Origin of the sequence: Actinokineospora spheciospongiae (genome assembly GCF_000564855.1) — a bacterium.
GTDB lineage: Bacteria > Actinomycetota > Actinomycetes > Mycobacteriales > Pseudonocardiaceae > Actinokineospora > Actinokineospora spheciospongiae.
In genome coordinates, this window is the sequence record NZ_AYXG01000076.1 from 19,115 (window position 1) to 45,601 (window position 26,487).

Genomic DNA, 26,487 nt, shown 5'->3' on the forward strand with positions numbered 1-26,487 from the left:
CAGCAACCGCCGTACCCGCCGATGGGGTACCCGCCACCCGGCCACCAGCCGCAGCCGTACCCCCAGCAGCCGTACCCGCCGGGGCCGTACCCGCCGCCCTACCCGCAGGGTGGGCCGTATCCGCCGCCGGGTCATCCGATGCCCCATCCCGGGTACCAGCCGCAGCCGAGTGGGATCACCGCCGTCCTCGCGGTGGTGTTCGGGTTCCTGTGCCTGGGGGCTTCGGCGTGGTCGATCGTGTTGTTGGTGCAGCCGCTGGTGGGTGGGTGCGGGGAGTCGTGCTTCTACGGCCCCGTGGGCGTCGCGCTCGTCACCGAGGTGGTGTCGAGCCTGCTGATCCTGATCGGGGCGATCCTGTTGCTGGCGCGCAAGACCGCCGGGGCGATCCTGCTGGCGGTGGGCGGGTTCATCGTCGTGGTGCAGGCTGGGATCGGCGTTGTCATGGCCCTGACCTACGGGGTCATGCCGTTGGTGCCGATCCTCGGTCTGCTGGTGGCGTTGGCGATGGTGGTGTGCGCGCTGTTGCCGCCGACCTTCGCTTACACGCGCAAGCGGGTGGCCACCGGGTACCGCCCCTACTGAGCCCCGGTCGTCGCCCGGGTGATCGCGGCCTCCACCGCGCCCACCCGGTCGGCGAGCAGGCCGATCGCGCCGACGGCCCGGCTCACCGCGTCGGTGCCGTCGCCGCCGAGGGCGCGTTCGCGCAGGTAGGCGGACTTGACCTCGGCCCAGCGCGCCGCCTGGGCGGGGGTGAGGCGCCCGCGCAGTTCGGCGAGCTTGAGCAGGTTGGCCTCGGCGCCGCTGGTGAGGGTTTGGGCCTCGCCGCGGTAGTGGTCGTCGAGGAGGGCTTCGAGTTCGGCGTCGTTCATCACCGGCACGATGCGCTCGGCCAGCTTGTTCATGTTGCGGTAGGAGCCCTGGAGGCCGAACGGGGGTTCGGTGCGCGACGAATCGGCCTGGGCGGCGGAGGCGATGTAGGCCCGGTTGTTGGCCAGCACGACCTCCTGCACCCGCAGCAGCTTCGCCAGCACGGACACGATGCGCTCCACCTCGACCGCGGAGTACGGGTGCGCCAGTTGGTCCGGGCGCACCGAGTCGTCGCCGCGGGCCATGCGGACGAACAGGCCGATGTCGCCGCGGTCGCGGGTGGACAGCGGGGCCAGCACCGGGTTGGAGGTGAGGGCGTTCTCGACGTAGCTGAGGGCGAACAGCTCCTCCCGGCCGGAGAGCACGTCGCCCAGGTTCCAGACGTCGGCGCGGTTGGCGAGCATGTCCGGGACCCGGAAGCGCTGGCCGGTGGAGGTGTACGGGTTGCCCGCCATGCACACCGCGAACCGCTTGCCGCGCAGGTCGTAGGTGCGGGTGCGGCCGTTCCAGACGCCCTCCATCCGGCGCTGGGCGTCGCACAGGGAGATGAACTTCTGCAGCAGCTCCGGGTTGGTGTGCTGGATGTCGTCGACGTAGAGCAGGGCGTTGTTGCCCAGCTCCAACGCGAAGTTGATCTTCTCCACCTCCTGCCGGGCGGTGGCGTCGGGGGCGTCGGCCGGGTCGATCGAGGTGACCGCGTGGCCCAGGGCGGGGCCGTTGACCTTGACGAAGACCAGGCCGAGCCGGTTCGCCACGTACTCCATCAGCGTGGTCTTGCCGTAGCCGGGCGGGGAGATGAGCAGCAGCAGGCCCATCTGGTCGGTCCGCTTGCCCTCGCCCGCCGCGCCTAGCTGCTTGGCCAGGTTGTCGCCGATCAGCGGCAGGTAGACCTCGTCGAGCAGGCGGTTGCGGACGAACGCGCTCATCACCTTCGGCGCGAACTCGTCGAGCCGCAGCCGCCGCTTCTCCTGGGCCACCAGTTCGGTGCGGGTGCGCTGGTAGGCGCGGAACGCGGGCACCCGGTCGGTGCGGAAGGCGGCGGTACGGGCCAGGAACTCGTCCAGCCGCAGGGTCAGCGACCGGTCGGTGATCCTCGGGTGCGCGCCGAGCAGCCCGTCGACCGTGGCCGTCAGCGCCGCTGAGGACTCCTGCCTGCTCAGCGCGTCGCCGGTCAGCTCGAGGGCCACCGCCTCGGGCAGGTCGACCGCAGACACCTCGGTGGTCGTGGCGAACGCCTCGTACCAGGCGGTGACCAGCTCGAACCGGGCCGCGAGCCGGTCGCCGTCGGCCAGGGCGGCCAGGTCCTCGGCGAACCGGCGAGCCGACTCCGCGCCGAGCGACGCGTGGAAGCGGTCCACCATGGACACGGCGGTGGCCCCGGTGGCGAACTCCGGCCCGGAAGCCAGCTCCTCCACCAGGTACTCCCCTGCGGCGGCCAGGTCGACCGCGGGCAGCCCCTCGGCGGTGAGGAACCCGCCGATCGCCGCGCCCAGCTCCCGGTGCAGCCCGGCCAGCGCGGGCACGGTGCCGAACGCGGCCCGCGCCCGGACCAGCGACGCCGCCCGCACGGTCCACCGCCGCCACGCCTGCTCGTCCGCGCCGAACACCCGGTAGAGCTGGGCGGCGGCCCTGGCGTCCGGCGGGAAGCGCAGCAGCCCGGCGGCGGTGTGCAGCCGCAGCAGCGCCGCCAGGATCAGCGCGGCGTCGTGGTCGTGCACCCCGCGCTCGTATGCCTCGTCGTAGCGGGCCTCGGCGGTGCGCCGGACCAGGTCGAGCAACCCGTCCTCGGTGACCGCGGCGGCGTGCAGCGCGTCGTGGTCGGCCTCGGCCAGGATCGACGCGGCCAGGTGCTCGGCCCGGTACACCCCGGGCGTCTCGGAGACGACCACCTGCTCCCAGAACTCCCGCGTCGCGGCGAACCCCGGGGAGTCGACCGGTGCCCGGTAGTCGGTCCCGGTGACGGCGAAGGCCATCCCGCCGTCGTGCGGCACCACGGTCAGGTCGAGCGGCTGGGTGTTGACGGCGAACGCGTGCGCGCCGAAGCGCAGCGTGTCGCCGCCGTCGCCGTAGAGGTCCAGCCGGTCGCGCAGCGCCCGCCCGGCCTCCTGCCGGGCCGCCTTGACCCGGCCCAGCAGCTCCTCGGCCCGCACCTGGTCGCCGAGGCCGCGCAGGTCGTCGGCGACCGAGCGCAGCTTGGCCACCATCGGGTCGGCGGCGAAGTAGGTGTTGACCTCCTCCAGCGTCGCCAGCGACGACACCCGGCGCCGGACGCTGCCCAGCACCCGCTCTGCCGAGTCCACCAGCCGGTCGGCGCGACGCGCCCGCTCGTCGAGCAGCGACTGCTTGCGCGCGGAGAACGCCTCGTAGACCTCGGTCCGCTTCTCCCCCAGCCGGGCCAGGAAGTCGTCGAACTCGGCGAAGCGCGACTCCAGGTCCTCCAGCGACAGCAGCAGCCGCCCGAGCTGCGCGTCGCACCGGTCCGGGGTGTCGGCGACCGCCAGCGCCCCGGTCACCGACTGCCCGAACAGGGCGAACTCGGCGGCGAACCCGGCCCGGCCCTCGGTGGCCAGCAGCTCCGCGCGCCGGGCCACCAGGGTGGCGCGGGCCCGGTTGACCCCGCCCAGGACCTCACCGACCTGCTCCAGGATGCCGGTCCGCGTGGTGGCGTCGGCGATGTCCAGGGTGCCCACGACCTCGGTCAGCACCTCCAGCCCCGCCGCCTGCTCGGCCAGCCGCTCGTGCACCGGCGCCGCCGCGGCGGCGGTGGCGATGCCCGCCGCGTCGGCCACGAGCCGGTCGACCCGCTCGTGGTACCCGGTGAACGCGTCCGGCCCGCGCAGGAACTCCACCGCCCGCCTGCCCGCCGCCCCCAGCTCCGCCGCCAGCTCCTCGGCCAGCGAGTCCACAGCGGACAGGTCGACGTACCGGGTGTCGCGCAGCCCCACCACCCGGCCCTGCGCCCGGCGCAGCCCGGCGAGGGTGCCCACCCACGCGTCGGCGGACCTCGGCGCCTCGGCGCGCACCACCCGCACCAGGGCCGCCACCGCCTCGGCCTCGGCCGCCAGCGCCTCGGCGGCCTGCCGGGTCAGCGCCTGCACCGCCTCGAACTCGTCGAGCACCTGCTCGGCGGTCGCGCGGACCTCCGACAGCGGCGTGCGCAGGTCGTGCAACCCCGGGTCGCCGAGCCAGTGGTAGTGGTCGAACACCCGCGCGCAGGTGGCGATCAGCGCCTCGAACACCGGGGTCGACGGCGCCATCTCGCCCACGAGCTGGGTCACCGACAGCGCGTCGGAGATGCCGCGCACCAGGTCGGCGTTGCCCACCCGGTCCAGCGGCCCGTCGCCCACCGGCTGCGCGGCGGCGTGCGTGTCGGACAGGAACGGCGTCTGCCACACCTGCATCGGGTGCACCCGGGTCGGCTCCTCCGACGCCGCCCGGAACACCACCAGCGTGCCGTCGGCGAACAGCGAGTACCCGTGGCAGACGATCGGGGTGGCCACCTGCTTGCGGATCACGTTGTAGGGCAGCAGCAGCGTGCGGCCGTCCTCGCGGGCGTGGAACGCGTAGAGCACGTCCTCGCCGTTGGGGGAGCGGATGACCCGCTCGTACTCCAGGCCGGCCACGTCGGTGTCGAACGTCTTGTGCGCGCCGGTGGCCAGGTGGTAGCCGCCGGGGAAGATGATCCCCTGGTCCTCGGGCAGGCGGCGGCACGCCTGGCCGATCCCGTCGAGGCGGACCACACCGCGGGTGCGGGTGTCGAAGACCAGGTGCCGCCAGTCGGTCTCGTTGTACGGGCGGACCTTGAGCAGGATCAGCGACCCGACCTCGGCGTGGAGCACGTCCGCGTCGGCCAGGCTCTGCAACGGCTCGGCGACCGGTTCGCTGTAGACGCCCTCGCCGGTCTCGGTGTTGTTCTCCACCTTGACCGTGAGGTCGCCGTGCACGGTCTCGACGAACACCTTGCCCAGGATCGAGATGTGCGGGAACCGGCCCAGCACGTGGTCGTCGCGCGTGGTGGGCACCCACTCGAAGTCGTGCGAGGCCGGGAACACGTGGTCGCGCTCGCCCCGGTTGTCCTCGTAGGCCACGGTGCCGTCCGGGGCGACCTTCCAGCGCAGGACCTTGGTGTCCTCGGTGCGCGGCCCGGTCTGGAAGACGGCCAGCAGCTTGCCGTCGACGTGCCGCAGTTGCAGCAGCCGGGTCTCGCGGTAGTAGCGGTACAGCTCGGTGAAGTCGCGCCGGAAGCCCTCGTCGGACAGCAGCCCGGGCACGTCCTCGGCGGTGCCCGCCTCGAACCGGAACGCCTCGCCGTCGCGGGTGAACCGGTGCAGCGAGAACACGTCGTCGACCGAGGTCTCCGGCTTCAACCCGATGAACACGTTGTACCCGAACAACATCAGCCCACCCGCGGTGCTGTTGCCTCCAGCGCCTGCGGGCACGGCAGTGATGTCGCGCGGCACGCAGTTGTTCTCGGTCCGGATGCGCTCGGTGCCGATCAGCCGCAGGTCCGCCCCGCCGAACACGGCCAGGCGCTCGGCGTTGAGCGCCTCGGCCCGGCGGGCCAGCTCGGCGGCCTGCTCACCGAGCCGGGCCCGCAGGACCTCGTAGGTCCCGGCGTCCAGGCTCGGTGCGGCGGGCGCGTCCGCGGGGGTGTCGGTGCTGGTCACGGGGCTACTTCGCGGCGGCGAGGGCGGCCACCGACTGGTCGGCCACGCCGAGCCTGCGCGCGTGCGTCAGCAGCTCCTTGAGCTTGCCCGCCTCCGGCCCGTTGGTGTCGATCAGCCGCAGCAGCACCGCCGACACGGTCAGGTTCCGCACGTCGTCGGTGTCGATCGAACCGAGGACGCCGCGCAGGTCGTCGGTGAAGCTGCCTGACCCGTCCAACCACGGCCGGGCCAGCGATTGCGCCACGTCCGAGTGGTCCACGAACCCGTCCACGGCCTTGCCCAGGCCGACCGCGCCGACCACCCGGTCGAAGAACATGGTGTCGCCGCCGACGATGTCGATGTCGGCCTTCTCCAGGCCTGCGGCCAGCACCTGCGCCTGGCGCTCGGCCACGTCCCGCTGGGCGGAGATGCCCGCGAGCCGGACCTCCTTGTCGGTCTCCACCCGCAGCCGGTACTCCTCGTGGTCGCGGGTGGCGGCGTCCATGGCGGCCATCGCGCCGGCCTTGTCCGCCAGGCCCTCGGCCTCGCCCTTGAGCTTCTCCTTGATCGACTCGGCCTCGACCAGCGCCTTCTCCCGCGCCACCGCGGCCTCCGCCCGGCCCACCTTCTCGATGGCGGCGGCGTCGCGCTCGCGCACCTGCACCTCGGCCAGGCCCTTCGCCGCGGCCTCGGCCTGCGCGCCCTCGGCGAGGCGGATCTTGGCCCGGGTGTCCAGCTCGGCGCTCTGCTGGCGCGCCTCGGCCAGCGTCAGCTCCTCGCGCGCCCGGTGCTTGGCGGCGGTCTCCGCTGCCTCGGCGGCCTTGATGTCCTTGACCAGGTTCTCCTGCGCCTGCGCCTCGGCGGCGATGATGGTCGACTCGCGCAGCCGCTCGGCCTCCTCGACCACGCGCAAGCGCTTGATCGCCTCCTCCTGCTCGGCCACGGTCTTGTCCACCGCGATCCGCTCCCGCACCACCTCGGCCACCGTGCGCTTCTCGCCCTCGACCTCGCGCTCCTTGGAGATGCGCGACAGCTCGGTCTCCCGCTCGCGGGCGATGACCTCCAGCAGCCGGTCCTTCTCGATCCGCTCGGTCTCGATGGCGATGACCCGCTCCCGGTTCTTCGCCGCCACCGCGATCTCCCGCGCCTGGTTCTCGCCCTGGATGCCCAGGGACTCCTCGGTGCGCAGGTGCGCGGCCTGCGACTTGAGCCGCTCCTCGGCCTGCACCTTCTGCGTCTCGGCCTCCTCGCGGGCGCGCAGCGTCTCGATCTCGCGCCGCTGCTTGATCTCCGCGTCGGCCTGCCGCCGCTCCAACTCCAGGATCGCCTCCCTGGCGTCGACGTTCTGCCGGGTGATCTCCTTCTCCTCCGTGCGCGTGTACTCGTTGGTGCGCACGTGCTCGATGGCGGTCAACTCGGTGATCTTGCGGATGCCCTGGGCGTCGAGGATGTTCGCCGCGTCGAGCTGCGACAGCGGGGTCTGCTCCAGGTAGTCGATCGCCGCGTCCTCCAGGCTGTAGCCGTTGAGGTCGGTGCCGATGACGTTGATGATCTGGTCGCGGAACTCGTGCCGCTTGGTGTAGAGGTCGACGAAGTCCAGGTGCTTGCCGACGGTCTTGAGCGCCTCGGAGAACTTGGCGTTGAACAGCACCTGCAGCGTCGCCTCGTCGCTGGCCCGGTCGGTGCCGATGGCCTGGGCGACCTTGATGACGTCCTCGACGGTCTTGTTCACCCGCACGAAGAAGGTGATCCGGATGTCGGCGCGGATGTTGTCCCGGCAGATCAACCCCTCCCGGCCCGCCCGGTGGATCTCGATCGTCTTCACCGAGATGTCCATCGTCTCGGCCTTGTGCAGCACCGGCAGCACCACCGCGCCGGTGAAGGTCACGTCGACCTTCTTCACCTTGGACACGATCAGCGCCTTGCCCTGCTCCACCTTGCGGAACATGCGGGCGATCGTGAACAGCACGACGAGAACGACGAGCAGGATCACGCCGAGCAGCACGCCCAGCCCGGTCGAGATGGCGTCCATGCGGTCCAACCCCTTGCGGTTTCAGTTGATCGGGAAGTCGAGGTCCACCGGGGCGACCCAGAAGAACTCGCCCTCCGGGTCGTAGTCGTGGATGACGGCGGTGCTCCCGGCCCGCAGCGGTTCGGTACCCGCCTGCCGCACCTGCACGATCGCCGAGGAACCGTCGGCGGCGGTGACCTCCGCCTGGCCGAAGCCCAGGTCCACCCGCCCGGTCCGCACCACGCAGAGCAGACCGACGAAGTCCGAGCGGGTCGGCGCGAGCCGGTCGTCGAACAACCCGCGCAGCGGCACCACCACCAACCGGGTCAGCACCAGCGCCACCAGCACCGCCACGACCAGCACCAGCACCGACAGCGCCGCCACCGCGACACCGGGGAACCCGCTGCCGGACAGCAGCACGGTCCCCACCAGGCACCCGAACCAGGACAGCGAGATCACCAGGCTCAGCGCCACGCTGATCGGCACCCCACCCAACCCCAGCCCGTCGAGCGTCTCCGCCCCGGCCCCGTCCACCCCGTCCAGAGCATCCACATCGGACAAACCGAACGCGACGAACAGCCAGTAGCCGACCACGACGAGGAGCAGGAAGGTGAACAGCGCGGTCGGGAAGCTCAACGCGGCCACGACGAACTCGCGCACTGGTCTCCTCCACCCTGCTGCCCTTGGGCCGGAACATACAAGGCGGGCGGGCGCCCCGGAGGCGTTTCGGCGAACCCGCCGCCCACGCGTGATCCGGTCCGCGCGACCGCCGGGACCGGATTCGGTCCGCGGACGCGGGAGCGCCGCCCGACCACGTGGTCGGGCGGCGCTCCGCGGTGGGTGCCGGTCAGCCCCCGCTGATCACAGCGGAGCGCGGGCGGCGAACCGCAGCGTCGCCTCCGGGTCCCCCGGTCCCGGTCCGAAGGGGAACCCCTGGCCGGTGGAGAGGAACGTGACCCTGCGCTGCAACTCGGCGTCGGCCCGGGCCTCGTGCCAGCGCAGTTCGGCCTCGGCGTCGCCCTGCCGCATGGCCGCGGCGTTGGTGATCTCCCGCTGGGCGCACTCGTGGTCCTTGACCCACCGCAGCTCGTCGGTCTCCACCGCGGCCTGGAACTTCCGGCGCTCGCTGCCGGTCCGGATGTCGACCAGGTGCTCGTACTTGGTCGTCCCGCCGAGGAACTTCACGACCACCGGCAGGCAGTCGATGAGGATGAAGAAGATCCGGATGAACCAGGTGGCCCCGGCGAGGAAGGCGTTCTCCGAGGTCAGCTCGTCCAAGGCCCGGAACCGCTCCAGCAGGCCGATCGCGCCCTGGCTGGCGATGAGCTCGTCGACCTGCCGGGTGACCTCCGCGTCGCGCCGCTGCTGGAAGTCCTGGCGGGCGGTCCCGAGCGCGCCCTCCAGCTCGCCGATCCTGGTCTCCAGGCCCGCCAGGCGGTCGGCGCGCGGCTTGACCGGGTGCGACTCGCGGAAGTCCTGCGCCTCCTGCTCGCGCCGCAGGCACTCCGCCCCGCGCCCGCGCCTGCCGCTCGTCTCCCCCGTCGCCGTCGGCGTCCCGTTGCACTCCTGGCTCGCCAGGGTGTCCCGGCGCGCCTGCTCGGCGGTGTCGGCGCCGATGCCGTCGCGCAGGGTCTTGGCCTGGTCGAGCAGACCGGCCAGCTCCAGGTCGACGGCCTGGTGGCCCGCCGCGAGGTTGAGCCGGTGCCCGTCGCACCCGTCGGCCCCGGCCCGCTGCCGCTCCGCCTGCTCGGCGGTGGCGTCGGGGTTGCAGCGCAGCAGCACGCCCGCCAGGTCGCGCCGCTCCTGCTCGCGGTCGTTGGTGATGTCCTTGACGATCGCGGTCTCGAACACCCGCAGCACCAGCGGTTCGGCGATGACGACGCCGAAGAAGAAGGCCAGCAGCAGTCGCGGCACCAGGACGCCCACCCGCCTGCGCCACTCGGTCCCCGAGGCCGAGGACACCAGCCAGCGGTCCAGGTTGAGCACGAACACGCCCCAGATCAGGGCGGGCAGGAACACGGCCGGGTGGAAGCCGCCGAGCACCTCGGACAGGGCCACCAGCATGGAGAAGGTGGCCACGGTGGCGGTGCCGAGGACGACACCGCCCATCGCGGTGTAGCGGGCGCGGTCGCCCGGTGCCCGGTCCAGCAGGTCCTCGTCGACCCCGGTGAGCACCCGCAGTAGCCGGGCGGGCGTCGACCGCCCACCCCGCCGGTCAGGAGTGGTGCTGCTCACCGGTCTCCCCCCGCTCGACGCCCGCCCGGGGCACCACGCCGTCGAGCCGGGGCAGTTCCGGTGCGCCGATCGCGGGCTTGTCGCTCGCGCCGACCACGTTCAGGACCTCGTTGAAGATGCGGTCCACGTCGATCGTCGTGGTGTCGAACGCGCCTTCCGGCAGGCTCTGCAACAACTTGATCATCTCGTTGCGCCTTGCCTCGGCCAGGGAGTACTCCCGCTCGGCCGCCTCGGCGAGGTTGATCTCGCCCCTGCTGACCCCGAGGCCCGCCACCGCGGCCGGGCCGCGACGAAAGTAGTCCTCCAGGCGGGCGGCGTCCCGGTCCTCCGCCGCGGCCCGCAGGTCGTCCACGGCTCCGGACCAGACGACGTCGCGCTTCTCCTTCTCGTGCGCGGCCAGGTCGGCCGGGGTCTGCACGTGCACTTCGGCGAGGGTGACCTCCATGCCGGGGATCTCCGGGGCGCGCAGCTTGCAGAAGGCGTCGATCCGGGCGGTCACCTCGGCGCGGACCCGGCCGATCTGGTCGATGGTGCTGCCCGCGCCCATCCGGCTCAGCGCCGTGTCGCGTTTGAGGAAGATCTCCAGCGAGCGGGTGACGTCGTGGTGGCCCGCGGCGGCAACCACGTCCGCCCGGGTGACGCGGCAGCGGAAGTCCACCGTCACGGTGAACTCGTCGGCTGGGCTGGCCGACGGCAGCGCCAGCCGCACCGGGACCAGCCGTTCCCGGATGTCGACCAGGGCGACCGCCACCGCGTCGACGACGACGTCCTCACCGCCGGTGAGGTGTCTGCGCTCGGTGGCCGCGTGGTGGCCGGTGGCGGTCTCGAACACCAGCACGGTGCCCGGTGTCGGGGTGGGCAGCTCGCTGAGGTCGCGCACCCGGGAGAGGAACTTCCGCGGTGCTCGGCCCAGCGCGTGCTCGCTGATGACGGGATAGGGGGGAACAGTCACTCCGTGGCTCCTCACGGGGTCAGGAAGATGGGGACGAGGTGGTGGGGACGACCTCGCCGCCGATGGCGGCAAGCAGGGTCGAGACGAGGACCTTCGGCGGTCGCCTGCCGAAGCGGTCGCTCTCCATGGCGCGCACCAGTTCGGCCAGCCGCAGTGCCCGGTGCGCGGGCGGCATCCGCTGGTTGATCACCGCGCCCAGCCGGGCCACCGCGGTGTGCGCGGACCGGTCGCCCTCCAGGGCGCGCAGCGTGCGGCACAGCGCCTCGATGGCCTCGGCCCGGTGCGGGGCGCTGCACAGCACGTCCGCCCACAGCCCGCCGAGCAGCGTGACGCCGTCGGGCTGCTCGGCGCCCTCCCCGACCGAGACGACCTGCTCGGCGCTGAACCGCAGGATCTGCGCGGTCGCCGGGTCGTCGCTGCCGGGTTGGGTGGTGCTCAGCACAGACACGACCATGCCGCGCGCCGCCCGGACGACCCGGTGGCTCCAGCCGTGCTCGTACTGCTCGTCGGACCCGTCGACCTCCGGGACGCCCGGCGCCTCGGCCGCCCCGGTGCCGCGGTCCTTGGTGATGGCCCTCCGGTGCTCCTCGCTGACCAGCAGCAGGACCTCGTCCGCGTTCTCCGAGCCCTCCTTGACCGCGGTGGCGAACAGGAACTGCAGGGAGGTGCGGGCGACCGCGGCGATCCGCTTGGCCCGCAGCGCCAGGAAGCACAGCCTGCGCATCGACTCGACCGGGTACCGCAGGCCCAGCGGACCGCCGAGCGCCATGGCCGAGGTGATGGCGTGCGGGAGACCGCGCCCGGACCCCCACTCGAAGGCGGTGCGCAGCGCCAGCGGGGCCAGGTGGTCGTCGTCGCCCATGAACCACAGCACCATCGCCGCGGTGGAGCGTTCCCCCGCCCGGCCGCCCGCCCAGTGCTCCAGCAGCCCCAGGCGGACGTCGGTGAAGTCGGCCAGGGCCAGCCGGGCCAGCCCGTAGGCGATGCCGCCCTCGATCTCGATCCGCAGGTCCAGGGCGGCCAGCCCGCGCAGGAAGCGCCGGACCGGCTCCCACAGCGAGTAGCCGAACTCCTCGTGCAGGGCGGCCAGGGTGATCTCCCGCAGCTCCGGTGAGCGGAACCGGATCTGCCGCCCGCTGCCGGACCCGTCGGCCTCGTCGGCCTCGGCGGTCATCAGCTCGTGCGAGCGGTTGCGCCGCTTGACCGTCCACTCCCCCGGCGGCGGCCCGGGCACCGCCGCGCCCTCCGCGGGCGCGGGACGGGTGTGCCCCAACAGGAGTTGGTGCAGGAGTTCGTGCGTCGGCTGCGGCTGCGGTCCGATCAGCGCCAGCGTGGCCACGGAGAAGACGTCCTCCGTGGTCGGCTCACCGTCGAGCCACCTGTCCACCTGGTCGCGCGCGGTGTGCTGGAGGGCGTCGAGCGCCCGCTCCGGGTCCTCCAGCAGCCCGGCGGCCAGGCGCACCACCTCGCGGGGCCTGCGCAGCCGGGCCACCGAGTCCAGTGCCCGGGCCTCGACGCCCGGTGCCAGGTCCGCCCCTTCGAGGCACCGCAGGAGCAGCGCCCGGTGGTCCGGCGCGGTGATCCGCACGGCGAAGTCGGGCAGCGCGCGCTCGACCAGGAACGGCGGCGTCCCGGTCACGACCAGGTGGGCGCCCGCCTTCTCCACCCGCGCCGACAGCAGCTCCAGGTCGTGCACGTGCACCCCGGCCTCGCTGCCGTCACCGACGTGGTCGCAGATGAGGTACCCCTGGCCGCGCTCGAAGGTGACCGTGTTGAGCACCTGCGACAGCGACAGCGCCGGTGACACGCTGGTCAGGCGGGAACACCCCAGTCCCACGAGCAGCTTGATCGCGGTGGTGCGCTTCCCGATCCCCTCCAGCCCGGACAGCGCCACCACGTGGCAGCCGCGCAGCACCGCTTCGGCGTCCCCGAACCGCTCCGGCACCTGGTAGTGCCGCAGTTGCCGTTCGACCTCGCTCGCCTTGATGGTGCCGGTGACCCGGTGGGGGCGTTCGGCGTGCCCGTTGAACACGCCGAACACCGCGTGCTCGGCCCGGATGTTGCCGTTGATGGTGGTGTAAGCGGATTGGCGCGCCCGGACCGCCTGGGTGTCCTCGTCGTCCGCGTCGCCGTCCTCCCGCGCCGACTTGTCGCCCGGCGGCGCGGCGGTGGGCTCCTCGGTGTCGCGGGCGGGTTCCTCGGCGGGCTCCGCGCCCGCCCGGGGCTCGTGCTCCTCGGTCATGTCGCGCCGCTCAGCCGTTGCGGATGCCGAAGACGAGGTCGCTGCCGGAGACCGACCCGTTGACCGTCGTCGAGACGTGCGGGCCCCCCGGCGCGCTCGGCGCCGCCGGGGCCGCACCCGCGGTCCCCCGCTGACCGGAGCGCACCTGCGACCACAGCCACGCGGTGCCGCTGAACTCCTTGAGCTCCACGGCGACCGACTCGAACTCGTCCGGCCGCAGGGTCGTGTGCCCCTCGTGGACGGTGTCGCGGTAGACGACGTCGGAGAGCACCAGGGCCAGGTCCGCCCCCGGGTTGTCCTCCAGCGCCGCCTTGAGCGCGGCCGATTCCAGCAGCCGGTGCACCTCGACCGGGGCGGGACCCGCGTAGCCGTTCTCCGCCGGGACGACCGGCCCGAAGTGGATCGCCACCCGCAGCCGCAGCTTCGCCGCCTCGACGCGCTGACCGTTGTGCCGGTCCAGCCCGGCGCCCAGCTCGCGCACGAACCGGTCGACGACCACGGCCTCCGGCTCGGAGTCGGGGAGCACCGCGAACTCCGAGTCGCCAGAACCCGAGCGCCACCACCGCGTGCGCTCCAGCCCCGCCCGGCGGCCCGCCTCGTCCAGGACCTCGAGGAGGAACCGCTGGTGGGAAAGCTGGAGCTGGGTGTTCGCCCGCCCATATGACCGCACATCTGCGGCAACGCAGAGTTGGCGGCGCATTGCGCCATTTGAGGACATCAACCGGCCTTTCGTGCCAATCCCGAGTGGGTGCTCGACATCTTGGGCACAGTCCGTCACGACAAGTACGCAGCGGGACGGATTTCAGCCGAGATCAGAGATTGTCCGCAAAATGTCCAACCGCACGATCCGCACGCAGCCGTACTCCTTGACGATGGCCCCGCGCTCCGCGAACTCCGTGAGCACCTTCTCCGCCGTGCGGGGCGTCATCATCGCCATGAACCCGAGCTCGTGCTGGGTGAGCGCCACCGCCGGGTCCTCCCCGGGGGCGGGCCGCCGCGCGGTGTCGAGCAGCAGCCGACCCATTCGCACCCCCGGGTCCTTCATCGTCGCGTCGACCCGCCTGCGGTTCGCGAAGGCCAACCGCCGCGCGGTCATCTGGTGCAGGCTGATGGCGAAGTCCGGGTGCGCGACCACCAACTCCCGCAACACCGCCCGCGACAACACCCGCGCCTCCACCCCGGTCGTGGCCTGCACGCTCGCCGACCGCCTGCCGCCCTCCGCCAACACCGCCGTCTCGCCGACCAGGTCCCCCTCGGTCGCCGTCCCCAACGGGATCTGCGCCCCACCACGGGAATCCACGAAGACCTTCACGCTCCCGGCGAGCAGCAGGTAGGCGGAATCCCCGCGTTCCGCGTGCCGGAACAACACCCCCTTGACCGGGAACGCCATCGGCGACCCGGCACCGAGCAGGGCCTCCCGGGTGCGCGCGGACACCTGGGCGAGAACGCTCCCTTCGGGCCACCGAGCTGGCCGCATGCACGCCTCCCGGATTCGAGGTCCCCTCAGCCTGGCGGTACCCCCCTCCCGCGCCCGCCGCTTGATCACCACATCACCCGGATGCGAACCGCCGCACGCCATTCGGCCCACACCGCTTCACCTCCCGTCGTCGCCCCTCGACCGCCGGTCACCCGGTTGCCCGCGCCTGTGCGTGGCGGCCCCGTTCCCGACCCGGGGCCCCGCTACACTCGGGGGTCCGGGCCGTTAGCTCAATTGGTAGAGCTGCGGACTTTTAATCCGTAGGTTCTGGGTTCGAGCCCCAGGCGGCCCACGAAGCCCCAGGTCAACGACCTGGGGCTTTGTCGTTCATGATCACCCGGAGTTCCCCCGGCGCGTTCGCTGCGGCAGACTCGGTGCATGGGTGACGCGCTGTGGTTGTGGGTTCGGAGTGAGGTCCGGGAGACCGAGCGGCGGGTGGCCGTGGTGCCCGCCGACGCCCGGCGCCTGGTCGAGGCCGGGGTGCGGGTCACCGTGGAGGAGTCGCCGCGGCGGGTGTTCGGGGTGGAGGAGTACGCCGCCGCCGGGTGCGAGGTGGTGGGTGCGGGCAGTTGGGTCGACGCGCCGGGTGGTGTTGTCGTGCTGGGGTTGAAGGAGTTGCCGGGGGAACCCGCGGCGTTGCGGCACCGGCACGTCTACTTCGGACACGCGTACAAGGGGCAGGGTGGGGCCGCCGAGCTGGTCGGGCGGTTCGCCGCCGGTGGTGGGGCGCTGCTGGACCTGGAGTACCTGACCGACGAGCACGGGCGCCGGTTGGCGGCCTTCGGGTACTGGGCCGGGTACGTGGGGGCCGCGCTGGCGGTGCTCGCCGCGCGCGGGGAACTCGAGGCGCCGTTGCGGCCGACCACCCGGGCCGCGTTGGACGAGAGCATCCGCGCCGAGCGGGACCCGACCACGGCCCTGGTCGTGGGTGCACTGGGGCGCAGTGGTCGGGGGGCGGTGGACGCGCTCGCGGTGGCCGGGATCAGTGCCACCGCGTGGGACGTGGCCGAGACCGCGGAGCTGGACAAGGCCGCGCTGCTCGACCACGACATCCTCGTCAACGCCGTGCTGACCTCCACCCCGGTGCCGCCGTTCGTCACCGACGCCGACCTCGACCGGGCGCGGCGTCGGCTCCGAGTCATCTCCGACGTGACCTGCGACGTCACCTCCGACTGCAACGTGCTGCCCGTCTACGACCGGATCACCGACTGGGACGAACCGGCGCGCGGGCTGCGCCGGGACAACCCGGTGGACGTCATCGCCATCGACAACCTGCCGTCGCTGCTGCCGCGGGAGGCGAGCACCGCCTTCTCCGCGGACCTCACGCCGCAGTTGCTCGACTTCGACGGTGATCCCTGGGAACGGGCGCGCGGTCACTTCGACGCCGCCGTGGCCGACCTCGGCTGACCGGGTCCCGGCCTGCGGCACCGTCCACGCGGGTACCGGGTTCCCGCGCGGGGCAGGGGAAAACCGCTCGGTGGACCCGGTGGGGACCTGCCACAGTGAACCGGTGGAAACGGGTACCGGGGTGTGGTCGTCGGACGCGTGGTTCGAGTGGGCGGTGTCGTGGCTGGACGACCGGCTGGCCGTGGCGGGCCGCGCGCGGACCGGGCCCGCGCGGCGGCACCGGGTGCGGCCGTGGTCGGTGGTGCTGACCGCGCCGACGGACGCCGGTCCGGTGTGGCTCAAGGCGACGGCGCCGGGCACCGCGTTCGAAGCGGGCCTCTACGAACTGCTGCCGAGGATCGCGCCGGACCACGTGGTGGCGCCGATCGCCACCGACCTCGACCGGGGGCTGTTGCTGCTCCCCCACCGCGAACCGCTGCGGGACGCGGACCTGGTGGACGTGCTGCCGGTCTACGCGGAGTTCCAGCGGGCGGTGGCGCCGCACGTCGACCGGGTGCTGGCCGCCGGGGTGGCGGACATGCGGGCGCCGGTGATGCCCGAGCGGTTCGCCGAGGCGCGGCGGGTCATCGGGACCTCGCCGGAGTTGGCCGGGTTCGCCGACACCTTCGGCGCGTGGTGCGCGCGGTTGGCGGAGTCGACCGTGCCGCCCTCGCTCGACCACAACGACCTGCACGCCGACAACTTCCTCGTCGGACCCCGGTTCTACGACTGGGGCGACGCCGTGGTCGCGCACCCGTTCGCCAGTCTCCTCGTGCCCCTGCAGCAGGTCGGGCCCGAGGAGCGGGACCGGGTGCGCGACGCCTACCTGGAGGTGTTCGACGACCTCGCCCCGCGGGCCGACCTGGTGGCCACCGCGGAGCTGGCGTGCCGGGTCGCGGTGGTGGCGCGGGCGCTGGTGTGGCACCGGGCGGTGTCGCCGGAGCCCGGCGACTACACCGACGCTCCACTCGCGACACTGCGGTCGCTGCTCGGGTAGTCCTCGAAGCCGGTCGCGCGGATCGCGGCGAGCAGCTTCGCCGCCAGGTCCGGGCGGCAGATCACCAGGTCGGGCAGGTACGGGTGCGGCCGGTTGTAGCGCAGCGGCGACCCGTCGACCCGGGAGGCGTGCAGGCCCGCCGCGGCCACCACCCCGACCGGCGCCGCCGAGTCCCACTCCCACTGGCCGCCCGCGTGCAGGTAGGCGTCCGCCTCGCCGCGCAGGACCGCCATCGCCTTGGCGCCCGCCGACCCCATGGTCAGCACCTCCGCGTCCAGGGTCTCGGCCACGGCGCCGGTGAACGCCGGTGGGCGGCTCGCGCTGACCAGCAGGCGGATGCGGTCCTCGGACGGCGGCAGCGGTGGTGGGTCGTCGGTGGCGTAGACCGTGCCGAGGGCCGGTTGGGAGACCGCCGCGGCGACGAGCCCGGCACCGCGCTGCCACAGCGCGATGTGCACGGCCCAGTCCGGGCGGCCCGGGAGGGCGTACTCGCGGGTGCCGTCCAACGGGTCGATGATCCACACCCGGTCGGCCTCGACCCGGGCCGGGTCGTCCGCCGACTCCTCGGAGAGGACCATGTCGCCGGGGCGTTCGGCCGCCAACCGGTCGAGGATCAGGGCGTTGGACTCCAGGTCTCCGCGTCGTCCCAGGTCAGCCGGTCGTCGGTTACGGAGGTCGAGCAACAAGTCACCGGCTGTAGTCGCCAGATCGACGGCGAGGCGGGCATCCGTGGTCATGCTTCCTCCCTGCGCTCGGGGAAAGTCGAATGTAGCAACGCCAGGGGGAACGCGGGGTCATCCCGTGACGTCTGTGTGGGGGACGGCGCGATCGGCGGGAGTGCAGCGGCATGGCGGACATCGAGTACCGGTTCGGCACCGGCGAGGGTGACCCCCACGTGCACCACGGCGCCGCCGACGTCGACGCGGACGGCGACGGCACCCCCGACGCCGTCGCGGTCGACTTCGACGGCGACGGCCGCTACGACGACGCCATGTGGGACTCCGACGGCGACGGCGTGGCCGACACGGCACTGCTGGACACCGATGACGACGGCAAGGCCGAGTCCGCCTACAGCGACCCCAGCGGCGAGGGCACCTGGAACGCGCACGGCCAGGGCGGCTCCCCCGCCGACCAGACCGCGCACCCGCCCCCGCCACCGGACGACGAACCCGACGACGGCGGCTTCGAGAACCAGCCGGCCGACGATGCGGGCACCTCCGACTCGGGCGGCACCGGCGCCGAGGACGACCCCGACGAGGGCTCCGACACCGCCGAGGACGGCCCGGCGGGCTCCCGCTTCGACGACTTCCTCGACTCGCTGCACGACGACCCCGCCGCGACCGCCGACGACCTCACCGCCGACGACCTCGCCGCCGACCCGGGGGACGCGGACTGGGGCGCCTGGTAGCCGCTGCGCCATCCCGCGCCCGCGGGGGGTTAGCCTGGGCGGCGTGGTCGCAGGATCTCCGAGTACCCCCACCGGTCCCAGCCTGAAGATCGGCCGGTACGCCGTGGACCCGGCCGTGGTCCTCGCGCCGATGGCCGGGATCACCGACGTGGCGTTCCGGCAGCTTTGCCGGGAGTTCGGCAGCCCCACCTCGCTGTACGTGTGCGAGATGATCACCGCTCGGGCGCTGGTCGAGCGGGACTCCAAGACCATGGAGATGATCACCTTCGGTCCCACCGAGCACCCGCGCTCGTTGCAGCTCTACAGCGTCGACCCGCACAACATGGCCGAGGCCGTGCGGATGGTCGTCGCCGAGGACCTCGCCGACCACGTCGACATGAACTTCGGCTGCCCGGTGCCCAAGGTGACCCGCAAGGGCGGGGGCGCGGCGCTGCCGTTCAAGCGGCGGCTGTTCGGTGAGATCGTGGCCGCCGCCGTGCGCGCGGCCGAACCCGCGGGCATCCCGGTGACGGTCAAGTTCCGCGTGGGCATCGACGACGAGCACATCACCTACCTCGACGCCGGGCGGATCGCCGAGGCGGAGGGGGCGCAGGCGGTCGCGCTGCACGCCAGGACGGCCGCGCAGCGGTACTCCGGGCAGGCCGACTGGTCCAGGATCGCCCGGCTCAAGGAGGCCGTGACCGGCATCCCCGTCCTGGGCAACGGCGACATCTTCTGCGCCGACGACGCCCTGCGGATGGTCGCCGAGACCGGCTGCGACGGCGTCGTGGTCGGCCGGGGGTGCCTGGGCAGGCCGTGGCTGTTCGGCGAGCTGCACGCCGCCTTCACCGGCACCCCGATGCCCGAGGGGCCCACGCTCGGCGCCGTCGGGCGCATCCTGCGCAGGCACGCCGAACTGCTCACCGCGCACATCGGCGAGCAGAAGGGCCTGCGCGAGCTGCGCAAGCACATGGCCTGGTACCTGCGCGGCTTCCCGGTCGGGTCGCAGATCCGCCGCAGCCTGGCGATGGTCAGCACCCTGGCCGAGCTGGACGACCTGATCGGTCAGCTCGACCACACCGCGCCGTACCCGCCGGAGGCCGCCGAGGGCCCGCGCGGGCGCCAGGGCTCCCCCGGCCGCGTCGTGCTGCCCGAGGGCTGGCTGGACGACCCGGACGACGCCGCCGTCCCGGCGGGCGCCGAGCTGATGCACTCGGGGGGCTGATGCGCCGGGCACTGGGGGTGGTGCTGCTCGCCGCGGCGGCCACGGCGTGCACGTCGACCGTCGCGGGCTCACCGGTCCCGGCGGGCGGGCAGGGCACCGACGGGCAGCAGGCGCTGGTGAAGCAGTACTTCACCGACCTCAACGACGCCGCGGGCGAGGGCCCGGCGGCGCAGCGGGAGTTCCTGCGCCGCACCCAGCACCCGGACTTCACCGACCGCGCCTGCGACCTCGGCGACCTGACCCTGCGCATCGAGCCCGCGCTGTCCACGCTGCGGCCGGACCCGCGGTGGAAGCCGGAGGAGGCCACCGCCCGCCCGCGCGGCACCACCTACGTCGTCGGTGTGTCGGTGCGCATCCGGCGGGACGGCTCGACCCTCGCCGAGCAGATCGGGTCGCAGCGCGTGGTGGTGCTCAGCGGGAAGGCGTACGGGTTCACACCCTGCCCCACCCGGTAGTTCCCCACCACAAAGCGGTGTTCCTCGATGAGAAGCACCACTGCGGCAAACGGGTGACCCACACCGACCGTGGATGGTGGTACCGCTCCGCCGGATCACCGGGATGGAGCAGCGCCTCGTCCACCAGTAGGGGGAATTACGACCTCCATGCGTCCCGCCCGCTCAAGCGCGGCCTCTTTAAGGACGACACACATTCTTACGTAGGGAGGTGACCGCGGTGACCGTTCTGGGACGAGGTGTGACCAACTCAGAGCCGGACCGGCACGACACCCCGTGGCGAGGCCACCGGGTCAACGAGCCGACGATCCCGCTGCGCCACCCCGCGATCACCGACCGGGCCGAGAACCCGGACCTGGACCCGCCCGCGGACGCCGCCAACCTGGTCAGCCTGCACGAGTCCATCGCCGCCCTGCTGGCCTCCCGCGGCCAGTACCGGCAGGCCTACCAGCACCTGCGCTCCGCCCTGGACCTGGTGTCCGAGCTGGGCGAGCAGCCGCAGATCCCGGAGCAGCTCCGCCGCGAGGTGGACCGGCTGCGCCGCGAGCACGCCGAGGCGCACGAGCAGAGCATCCGCGACAGCCTCACCGCCAGCTACAACCGCCGCTACCTCGACCAGCGGCTGGTGACACTGCTCGCCGAGCAGGACCGCGCCGACGGGCTGGCCGTCGCGCTGGTCGACCTGGACTGGTTCAAGCAGGTCAACGACACCTTCGGCCACCTGGTCGGCGACCGGGTGCTGCAACGGGTGGTGGAGCTGCTGCAGGAGGGGCTGCCGGAGGCGGGCTTCTGCGCCCGCTACGGCGGCGAGGAGTTCGTCCTGGTGCTGCCCGGGGTCGACCGGGTGACCGCGGTGGGGCTGGCCGAGGCCGCCCGGGCCAGGGTCGAGCACTACCCGTGGTCGAGCCTGGTGCTGGGGCTGCGGGTGACCGTCAGCATCGGCCTGGCGCAGGAACCCACCGTCCGCGTGGCGGAGGACACACCGGCCGGTCCGGAGCGTCAGCTCCGGGAAGCCGACGCGCTGCTGTACACCGCGAAGCAGTCGGGTCGCAACGCTGTCGCTTATCTGCTCGACGGCAAGCCCCACCTGGCCGGAGCCGCCGCGGGCCGCCGGGCCGTGGTGGTGCCCAGGGCGAGTGCGCGCTGACGCCCCCACGCTTCCGGGCGATACGCCGATCGGACTATAACCGTGGGTACGACACGCAGAGTTTGTGAAAAGAAGCCTGTCCTGAGGTCGTCACAGGGATCTGTCAGTCGTACTATCGCGTCCGCACTGTGACACGATCGGGTAAGCAACCGAGCGCGACGTCGCAACGGGTTGACAACCAACTGGTAACGGTTAACGCAGGACCTCGGAAGGAGCATGGGTGCCCGACGACCACAACCGCGACGGCGCCCCAGGCCACGGCGAGCCCCCCGGGGGCAAACGGCGCGCCCCCGAACCCACCGAGGAGCCCAGGCGCAGGCGCCGCGCGGCGGAGAACTCCGGCGGGCTGAGCGTGTCCGACCTGGTGGAGCGGCACAGCGGCTCCCGCACCAACCTGACCCCGGTCGCCCCCCCGGCGCCCGAGCCGGAACCGACCGGCCGCCGTGCGGCTACCCCCTCGCGCAGGCACCGCACCACCACCGTCCCCGCGGACATCCTCGTGCGGGCCCAGGGCCAGCCCCCGGCCGAGCGGCCGCTGAGCCCGCGCACCGACGACAGCATCCCGACCACCGTGGCCGACCTGCTCGGTTCCACCAGCACCCGCACCGCCGTCCCGGACGCCCCCCGCCGAGCCCGCCAGGACGACAGCGACGCCTTCCCGGTCGACCGCGACCCGCACCAGCAGCCCGCCGCGGCCTACCCCCCCGCCCCCGGCAGGCGCCGCGCCGCCGAGCCCCCGGCCGACGAACCCACCGGCCGCCGCGCCCTGTCCGACGACGCCCGCCGCAGGCTGATGGCCCAGCCGGAGGAGGAAGGCGCCCCCGCCGCTGGCCGCCCCTTCCCGACCGCCGACGAGTTCGAGGCCAACCGCCGCGGCACCCCCGGCCACCGCTCCCGCGCGGAATCCGCGAGCACCCCGGGCCACCGCTCCCACCCGGAGCCGGACGGCACCCCCGGCCACCGCTCCCAGTCGCACCCCGGCAACGCCGCAGGCCACCGTTCCCAGCCGGAGCCCGGCAACGCTCCGGGTCACCGCTCCCAGTCGCAGCCTGGCAACGCTCCGGGTCACCACTCCCAGTCGGAGCTCGGCGAGGCTCCAGGCCACCACTCCCAGTCGGAGTTCGGCGACGCCGCGGGCCACCGCTCCCAGGACGCCGCGGGCCACCGCTCCCGGTCGGAGTCAGCAGGCATCCCCGGCCACCACTCCCGCGCGGAGCAGGGCGATGTCCCCGGTCACCGGACCCAGTCGGAGCCCGGCGCCACCCCGGGGCACCGCTCCCGGTCCGAGGCGGGCGACGGCCTCGGCCACCGCTCCCAGCCGGAGACCGCCGACGCCGCGGGCCACCGTTCCCCGGCGGAAGCGGGTGCTCCTGGTCGCCGTTCCCGGTCCGAGCAGGTCGACACCCCCGGCCACCGCGCCCGGCCGGAGCCCGCCGAGGGGTTCGCGGGCGGCTCCCCCGCCCACCAGGGGCCCTTCCCGGCCGATCCCGCCCTCGTCGACCCGCCCGTCACGGGCAGGCGCTCCGCGGGCGGCGGCGAGCCCTTCCCGATCGACCGCCCCGCCAAGCGCGCCCGCCCCGAGGGCGGCCGCCGCGCGCTCCCGGAGAACACCCGGGGCCGCCGAGCGCTGCCCGAGGACGAGGACGGCGCCCCCCGCGCCCTGTCGACCCCCGACGCCCCCGCCCGCCCCGCCCCGCGCGGCAGGCGAGCCCGCCAGGCCGACCAGTCCTTCCCCCGCGACCCCCGCCAAGCCGACGACGCCCCACCGCCCCCCGGCGGTCCGCGCCCCACCGGCAGCCACCCCCGCCCGATCCGCAACGGCGATTCGTACCCGCGTCCGGACGCCGAGGGCATGCCGGTAAACGGCATCGATCGTCCGGCGAACGGCACGGGTGCTCACCCGCGTCCCGCCCGGAACGGCGATCCGTACCCGGGGCCTGACGCCGAGCGCCCAACGAACGGCACCGGCGCCCACCAGCGCCCCCGCCGGAACGGCGATTCGTACCCGCGCCCGGATGCCGAAGGCATGCCTGCACACGGTGCTGATCGCCCGGTGAATGGCACCGGCGCCTACCCGCGTCCTGGCCGGAATGGTGATTCGTACCCGCGTCGGGGTGCCGAGGGCATGCCGGTGCACGGTGCTGATCGTCCGGCGAATGGCACCGGCGCCTATCCGCGTCCTGGCCCGAATGGTGATTCGTACCCGCGTCCGGATGCCGAAGGCATGCCTGCACACGGTGCTGATCGCCCGGTGAATGGCACCGGCGCCTACCCGCGCCCTGGTCGGGATGCCGACTCGTACCCACGGCCCGATGCCGAGGGCATGCCGGTGCACGGCGCCGGTGATCGCCCGGTGAACGGCACCGGCGCCTACCCGCGTCCCGGCCGGAATGGTGATTCGTACCCGCGCCCGGGTGCCGAGGGCATACCGGTCAACGGCACCGGTGCGCAGCCCCGGTCCCGCGCCGACCGCCCCGCCAACGGCACGGGTGCCCACCCCCGCCCCAACGGCCCGCAGGGTGATCCCCACCCCGGCGCCGAGAGCGGTCCGCGCCCGCCGGTCAACGGCACCGGGTCGTACCCCCGGCCCCGCCCGGAGGACGCCGAGGGCCCCCCGCCCGCGGGCACCGGTTCGTTCCCCCGGCCGAACAACCTGACCAACGCCTTCCGCCGCCCCGACCGCCCGCGCCCCGGCGCGGAAGGCCTGCCCGTCGACCGCCAGCGCCGGGCCGAGGGCGACTCCTACCCGCGCCCGGACGCCGAGGGCCTGCCGATCAACGGCACCGGCGCCCACCCGCGCCCCAACGGCCAGCCCGGCTCGAACGGCCAATCCGGCCCCCACAGCCAATCCGGCCCCCACAGCCGGAACGGGCAGCCCGGCCCGAATGGCCAGCCCGGTCCCCACGGCCAGTCCGGCCCGAACAGGCAGCCCGGCCCGAAGGGGCAGCCGGGTCCCAATGGGCAGCCCGGTCCTGATGGCCAGCTCGGTCCCAACGGGCAGGCCGGGGCGAACGGCAGGCCCGGTCCCAATGGGCAGCCCGGTCCCGATGGCCAGCCCGGTCCCAACGGACAGCCCGGGGCGAACGGCAGGCCCGGCCCCGGCGGCCGATCCGGTCCGCGTCGCCCGGAGGCCGACAGCTACCCGCGGCCCGATGCCGAGGGGCTGCCGGTCAACGGCGGTCGCCCCGGCAGGCCCGCCGGTCCGCCACCGCCCGGCGCGCCTGGCGCGACCGGCGCCCACCCGCGCCCCCCCGCTCCCGGCCGCCCGAACCAGCGCCCCACCGGCGCCTTCCCCGTCCCGGGGAGCACTGGTGGCACCGGGAACACCGGGGAGCGCCGGATCTCCGAGGGCCTCGACGGTCTCGACGAGCAGCCCCCGCGCGGTCCCCGGCAGCAGCCCGGCCAGTCGTCCATGCCGCCGCAGCCGGAGGACGGGGCGGAGGACCGGCCCGCGATGATGCCGCCGCCGGACGTTCCGCCGGAAGAGCTGATGGGGCTCACCACCGAGATGGAGCCGATCGGTGAGGCCGTGCAGAAGCGGCGCCGGGTCGACCACACGCTGGCGCGGTTCTCCGCCGTGCACGACGAGCTCGCCGCGGAGGAGAAGGCCCGCAAGGCCAAGAAGCTCAAGCTGAACCCGTTCGCGGGTGACGTCGACGAGCTGGACGACCACCTGACGGGGCTCGGGCAGGTGCCCGGTGCCGAACCGGGGGAGGTGGTTGACTTTGTCGACTCCAAAAGTGGACCGGAAGCGCCCGACGAAGAAGCGCGGACTGTTCGGACGCCGCCGCTCCGACTAGCCGAGCCCGGCGCGGACCTGCCCACCGAGGTGGTCCCCGCCGTCGACGAGCCCGCCCGGGACGACAGCCCCGCCGAGCCAGAACCGGAAGCCGAGCGGGAGCCGGAAGCCGAGTCGGAGCCCGAGGCCGTGGTCACCCGGGGGCCGCAGCCGCACGACCGGAAGGTGCGCGCGGGCCGGTTCGCCGCCATCGCGGTCGCCGCGGTCGTGTTCGTGGCGACCGGCATCGGCTGGGGCTACGCCAAGTGGACCGACGGCACCATCGACGACGTGCGCGCGCTGGACCCGAACTCGGCCTCGATCACCGACGCCGCCGCCCAGCAGGGCGACGAGAACTTCCTGCTGGTCGGTTCCGACAGCCGGGAGGGGGCGTCGGCCGAGGAGGGCGTCGGCGACGCCGAGCAGGTGCCCGGTGCGCGCTCGGACACGGTGATGGTGGCGCACGTGCCCGCCGACCGCAGCCGGGTCGTGCTGGTGTCGTTCCCGCGCGACCTGGAGATCAACCGGCCGTCCTGCGAGCGGTTCGACGCCAAGAGCAACACCTACACCGGTGAGCAGGTGCCGGGGCAGAAGATCGCGAAGATGAACACCGCCTACCAGGTGGGCGGCCCGCTGTGCATGACCAAGGTCGTGCAGGGGCTGTCCGGGTTGAACATCACCCGGTTCATCGGGATCAACTTCGACGGCTTCAAGGGCATGGTCGACGCGGTCGAGGGCGTCAACGTGTGCGTCGAGAAGCCCATGTTCGACACCACCCTCAACACCTGGGTCGTCAAGGACGCGGGCACCGAGGTGCTGCTGCGCGGGGACCAGGCGCTCAACTTCGTGCGCGCCAGGCACGTGGTCGGCGACAGCACCTCCGACTACGGCCGGATCAAGCGCCAGCAGCGGTTCCTGTCGGCGTTGCTGCGCAAGGCCATGTCCAGCCAGGTGCTGCTGGACCCGGGCAAGCTGACCAGCTTCACCAGCGAGTTCGCCAAGTCCACCTTCGGCGACAACATCGGCCTGGACTCGCTGCTGCGGCTGGGCCAGTCGCTGCAGGGCCTGGAGGCGGGGCGGGTCACCTTCATCACCGTGCCGACCGTGGGCACCTCCAACACCCGCGGCAACGAGACGCTGCTCCCGGACGACAACAAGGCGCTGTTCCACGCCATCATCAACAAGCAGGCACTGCCCGGCGAGAAGCCCGTGGGCGGGCAGCAGGCGATGCCGCAGCCTGCTCCGCTGCGCCAGCAGCAGACCGAGCCGGTCGACCCGAAGACGCTCAAGATCCAGGTCCTCAACGGCGGCAACACCACCGACGGCATCGCCAAGAAGACCGCGGAGAAGCTGACCGGCGTCGGCTACACCGTGGTGCAGGTCAACGCGGGCCCGTCGGTGCCGAAGACCACGATCCGCTACGGCAAGGGCCGCGAGGCGCAGGCGCAGACCCTGGCGTCCTCGATCCCCGGCGCGACCCTGGAGCTGGACCCCGGCGCGGGCGCCGCGCTGGTGCTGGTGCTCGGCCCGGAGTTCAACGGCACCGTCACCGCCCCCGGCGGCGCGGGCGCACCGGTCCAGGAGGAGCTGCCCGCCAACCTGTCGACGATCAACGCAGGGGACGTGACCTGCGCGTAGGCGGGTTCGTCGTGGCGGGTTCATCTTCGGTTCATCCCGCGCTGGGG

The 26,487-nt window shown here is 73.4% G+C and carries 17 protein-coding genes and 1 tRNA gene; 9 read left to right on the forward strand and 9 right to left on the reverse strand.

The annotated features are described in order from the left end of the window. Nucleotides 1-138 precede the first annotated feature (138 nt). Nucleotides 139-582: a hypothetical protein gene (locus UO65_RS10395; protein WP_035281139.1), complete on the forward strand. Its 444-nt coding sequence runs from the start codon at nt 139-141 to the stop codon at nt 580-582. Here UO65_RS10395 and UO65_RS10400 read toward each other — a convergent pair. The 8 genes from UO65_RS10400 to UO65_RS10435 all read right to left on the reverse strand — a co-directional run bounded on the left by UO65_RS10400 (nt 576) and on the right by UO65_RS10435 (nt 14,388). Further along, complete coding sequence (locus UO65_RS10400; RefSeq protein ID WP_035281141.1) at nt 576-5,534, reverse strand: DNA repair ATPase; 4,959 nt, start codon at nt 5,532-5,534, stop codon at nt 576-578. The two genes, UO65_RS10395 and UO65_RS10400, sit on opposite strands and share 7 nt — an antisense overlap. A gap of 4 nt (nt 5,535-5,538) precedes the next feature. After that, nucleotides 5,539-7,545, reverse strand: a complete 2,007-nt coding sequence (locus tag UO65_RS10405; protein ID WP_052020984.1) for a flotillin family protein — start codon at nt 7,543-7,545, stop codon at nt 5,539-5,541. 21 nt (nt 7,546-7,566) lie between these two features. Further along, nucleotides 7,567-8,184, reverse strand: coding sequence for a hypothetical protein (locus UO65_RS10410; RefSeq protein WP_035281145.1), 618 nt, complete (start codon nt 8,182-8,184; stop codon nt 7,567-7,569). A gap of 201 nt (nt 8,185-8,385) precedes the next feature. Further along, on the reverse strand, nt 8,386-9,759 hold the full coding sequence (locus UO65_RS10415) for a DUF4407 domain-containing protein (RefSeq protein ID WP_152552044.1): 1,374 nt from the start codon (nt 9,757-9,759) through the stop codon (nt 8,386-8,388). Next, nucleotides 9,740-10,711, reverse strand: a complete 972-nt coding sequence (locus UO65_RS10420; protein WP_152552045.1) for a hypothetical protein — start codon at nt 10,709-10,711, stop codon at nt 9,740-9,742. The genes UO65_RS10415 and UO65_RS10420 overlap by 20 nt, the downstream gene beginning before the upstream one ends. A gap of 19 nt (nt 10,712-10,730) precedes the next feature. Then, nucleotides 10,731-12,953, reverse strand: coding sequence for a hypothetical protein (locus UO65_RS10425; RefSeq protein WP_035281148.1), 2,223 nt, complete (start codon nt 12,951-12,953; stop codon nt 10,731-10,733). A gap of 10 nt (nt 12,954-12,963) precedes the next feature. After that, on the reverse strand, nt 12,964-13,653 hold the full coding sequence (locus UO65_RS10430) for a hypothetical protein (protein WP_152552046.1): 690 nt from the start codon (nt 13,651-13,653) through the stop codon (nt 12,964-12,966). Between the two features lie 102 nt (nt 13,654-13,755). Further along, on the reverse strand, nt 13,756-14,388 hold the full coding sequence (locus UO65_RS10435) for a Crp/Fnr family transcriptional regulator (protein WP_035281149.1): 633 nt from the start codon (nt 14,386-14,388) through the stop codon (nt 13,756-13,758). Between the two features lie 261 nt (nt 14,389-14,649). Here UO65_RS10435 and UO65_RS10440 point away from each other — a divergent pair. The 3 genes from UO65_RS10440 to UO65_RS10450 all read left to right on the forward strand — a co-directional run bounded on the left by UO65_RS10440 (nt 14,650) and on the right by UO65_RS10450 (nt 16,813). Beyond that, nucleotides 14,650-14,722 (forward strand) — tRNA-Lys (locus tag UO65_RS10440). Nucleotides 14,723-14,808: 86 nt separating this feature from the next. Continuing rightward, nucleotides 14,809-15,837: a saccharopine dehydrogenase gene (locus tag UO65_RS10445; RefSeq protein WP_035281151.1), complete on the forward strand. Its 1,029-nt coding sequence runs from the start codon at nt 14,809-14,811 to the stop codon at nt 15,835-15,837. Between the two features lie 103 nt (nt 15,838-15,940). Next, nucleotides 15,941-16,813, forward strand: a complete 873-nt coding sequence (locus UO65_RS10450; protein WP_035281208.1) for a phosphotransferase — start codon at nt 15,941-15,943, stop codon at nt 16,811-16,813. On the opposite strand, the gene UO65_RS10455 is transcribed toward UO65_RS10450, so the two are convergent. Next, a complete protein-coding gene (locus UO65_RS10455) occupies nt 16,768-17,550 on the reverse strand; it encodes a 3'(2'),5'-bisphosphate nucleotidase CysQ (protein WP_052020988.1) in 783 nt (260 codons plus the stop codon). The two genes, UO65_RS10450 and UO65_RS10455, sit on opposite strands and share 46 nt — an antisense overlap. Nucleotides 17,551-17,660: 110 nt before the next feature. Here UO65_RS10455 and UO65_RS37330 point away from each other — a divergent pair, with 110 nt between their 5' ends. The 5 genes from UO65_RS37330 to UO65_RS38585 all read left to right on the forward strand — a co-directional run bounded on the left by UO65_RS37330 (nt 17,661) and on the right by UO65_RS38585 (nt 26,440). Next, nucleotides 17,661-18,221 carry a hypothetical protein gene (locus tag UO65_RS37330; RefSeq protein ID WP_052020989.1) on the forward strand — a complete coding sequence of 187 codons (561 nt, stop codon included), beginning with the start codon at nt 17,661-17,663 and terminating at the stop codon, nt 18,219-18,221. 34 nt (nt 18,222-18,255) lie between these two features. Beyond that, nucleotides 18,256-19,425, forward strand: a complete 1,170-nt coding sequence (dusB, locus tag UO65_RS10465; RefSeq protein ID WP_411431354.1) for a tRNA dihydrouridine synthase DusB — start codon at nt 18,256-18,258, stop codon at nt 19,423-19,425. Then, a complete protein-coding gene (locus tag UO65_RS10470) occupies nt 19,425-19,880 on the forward strand; it encodes a hypothetical protein (RefSeq protein WP_035281156.1) in 456 nt (151 codons plus the stop codon). The genes dusB and UO65_RS10470 overlap by 1 nt, the downstream gene beginning before the upstream one ends. A 238-nt stretch (nt 19,881-20,118) precedes the next feature. Further along, complete coding sequence (locus tag UO65_RS10475) at nt 20,119-21,024, forward strand: GGDEF domain-containing protein (RefSeq protein WP_407643143.1); 906 nt, start codon at nt 20,119-20,121, stop codon at nt 21,022-21,024. Nucleotides 21,025-21,244: 220 nt separating this feature from the next. After that, nucleotides 21,245-26,440, forward strand: a complete 5,196-nt coding sequence (locus tag UO65_RS38585; protein ID WP_052020990.1) for an LCP family glycopolymer transferase — start codon at nt 21,245-21,247, stop codon at nt 26,438-26,440. Nucleotides 26,441-26,487: the final 47 nt, after the last annotated feature.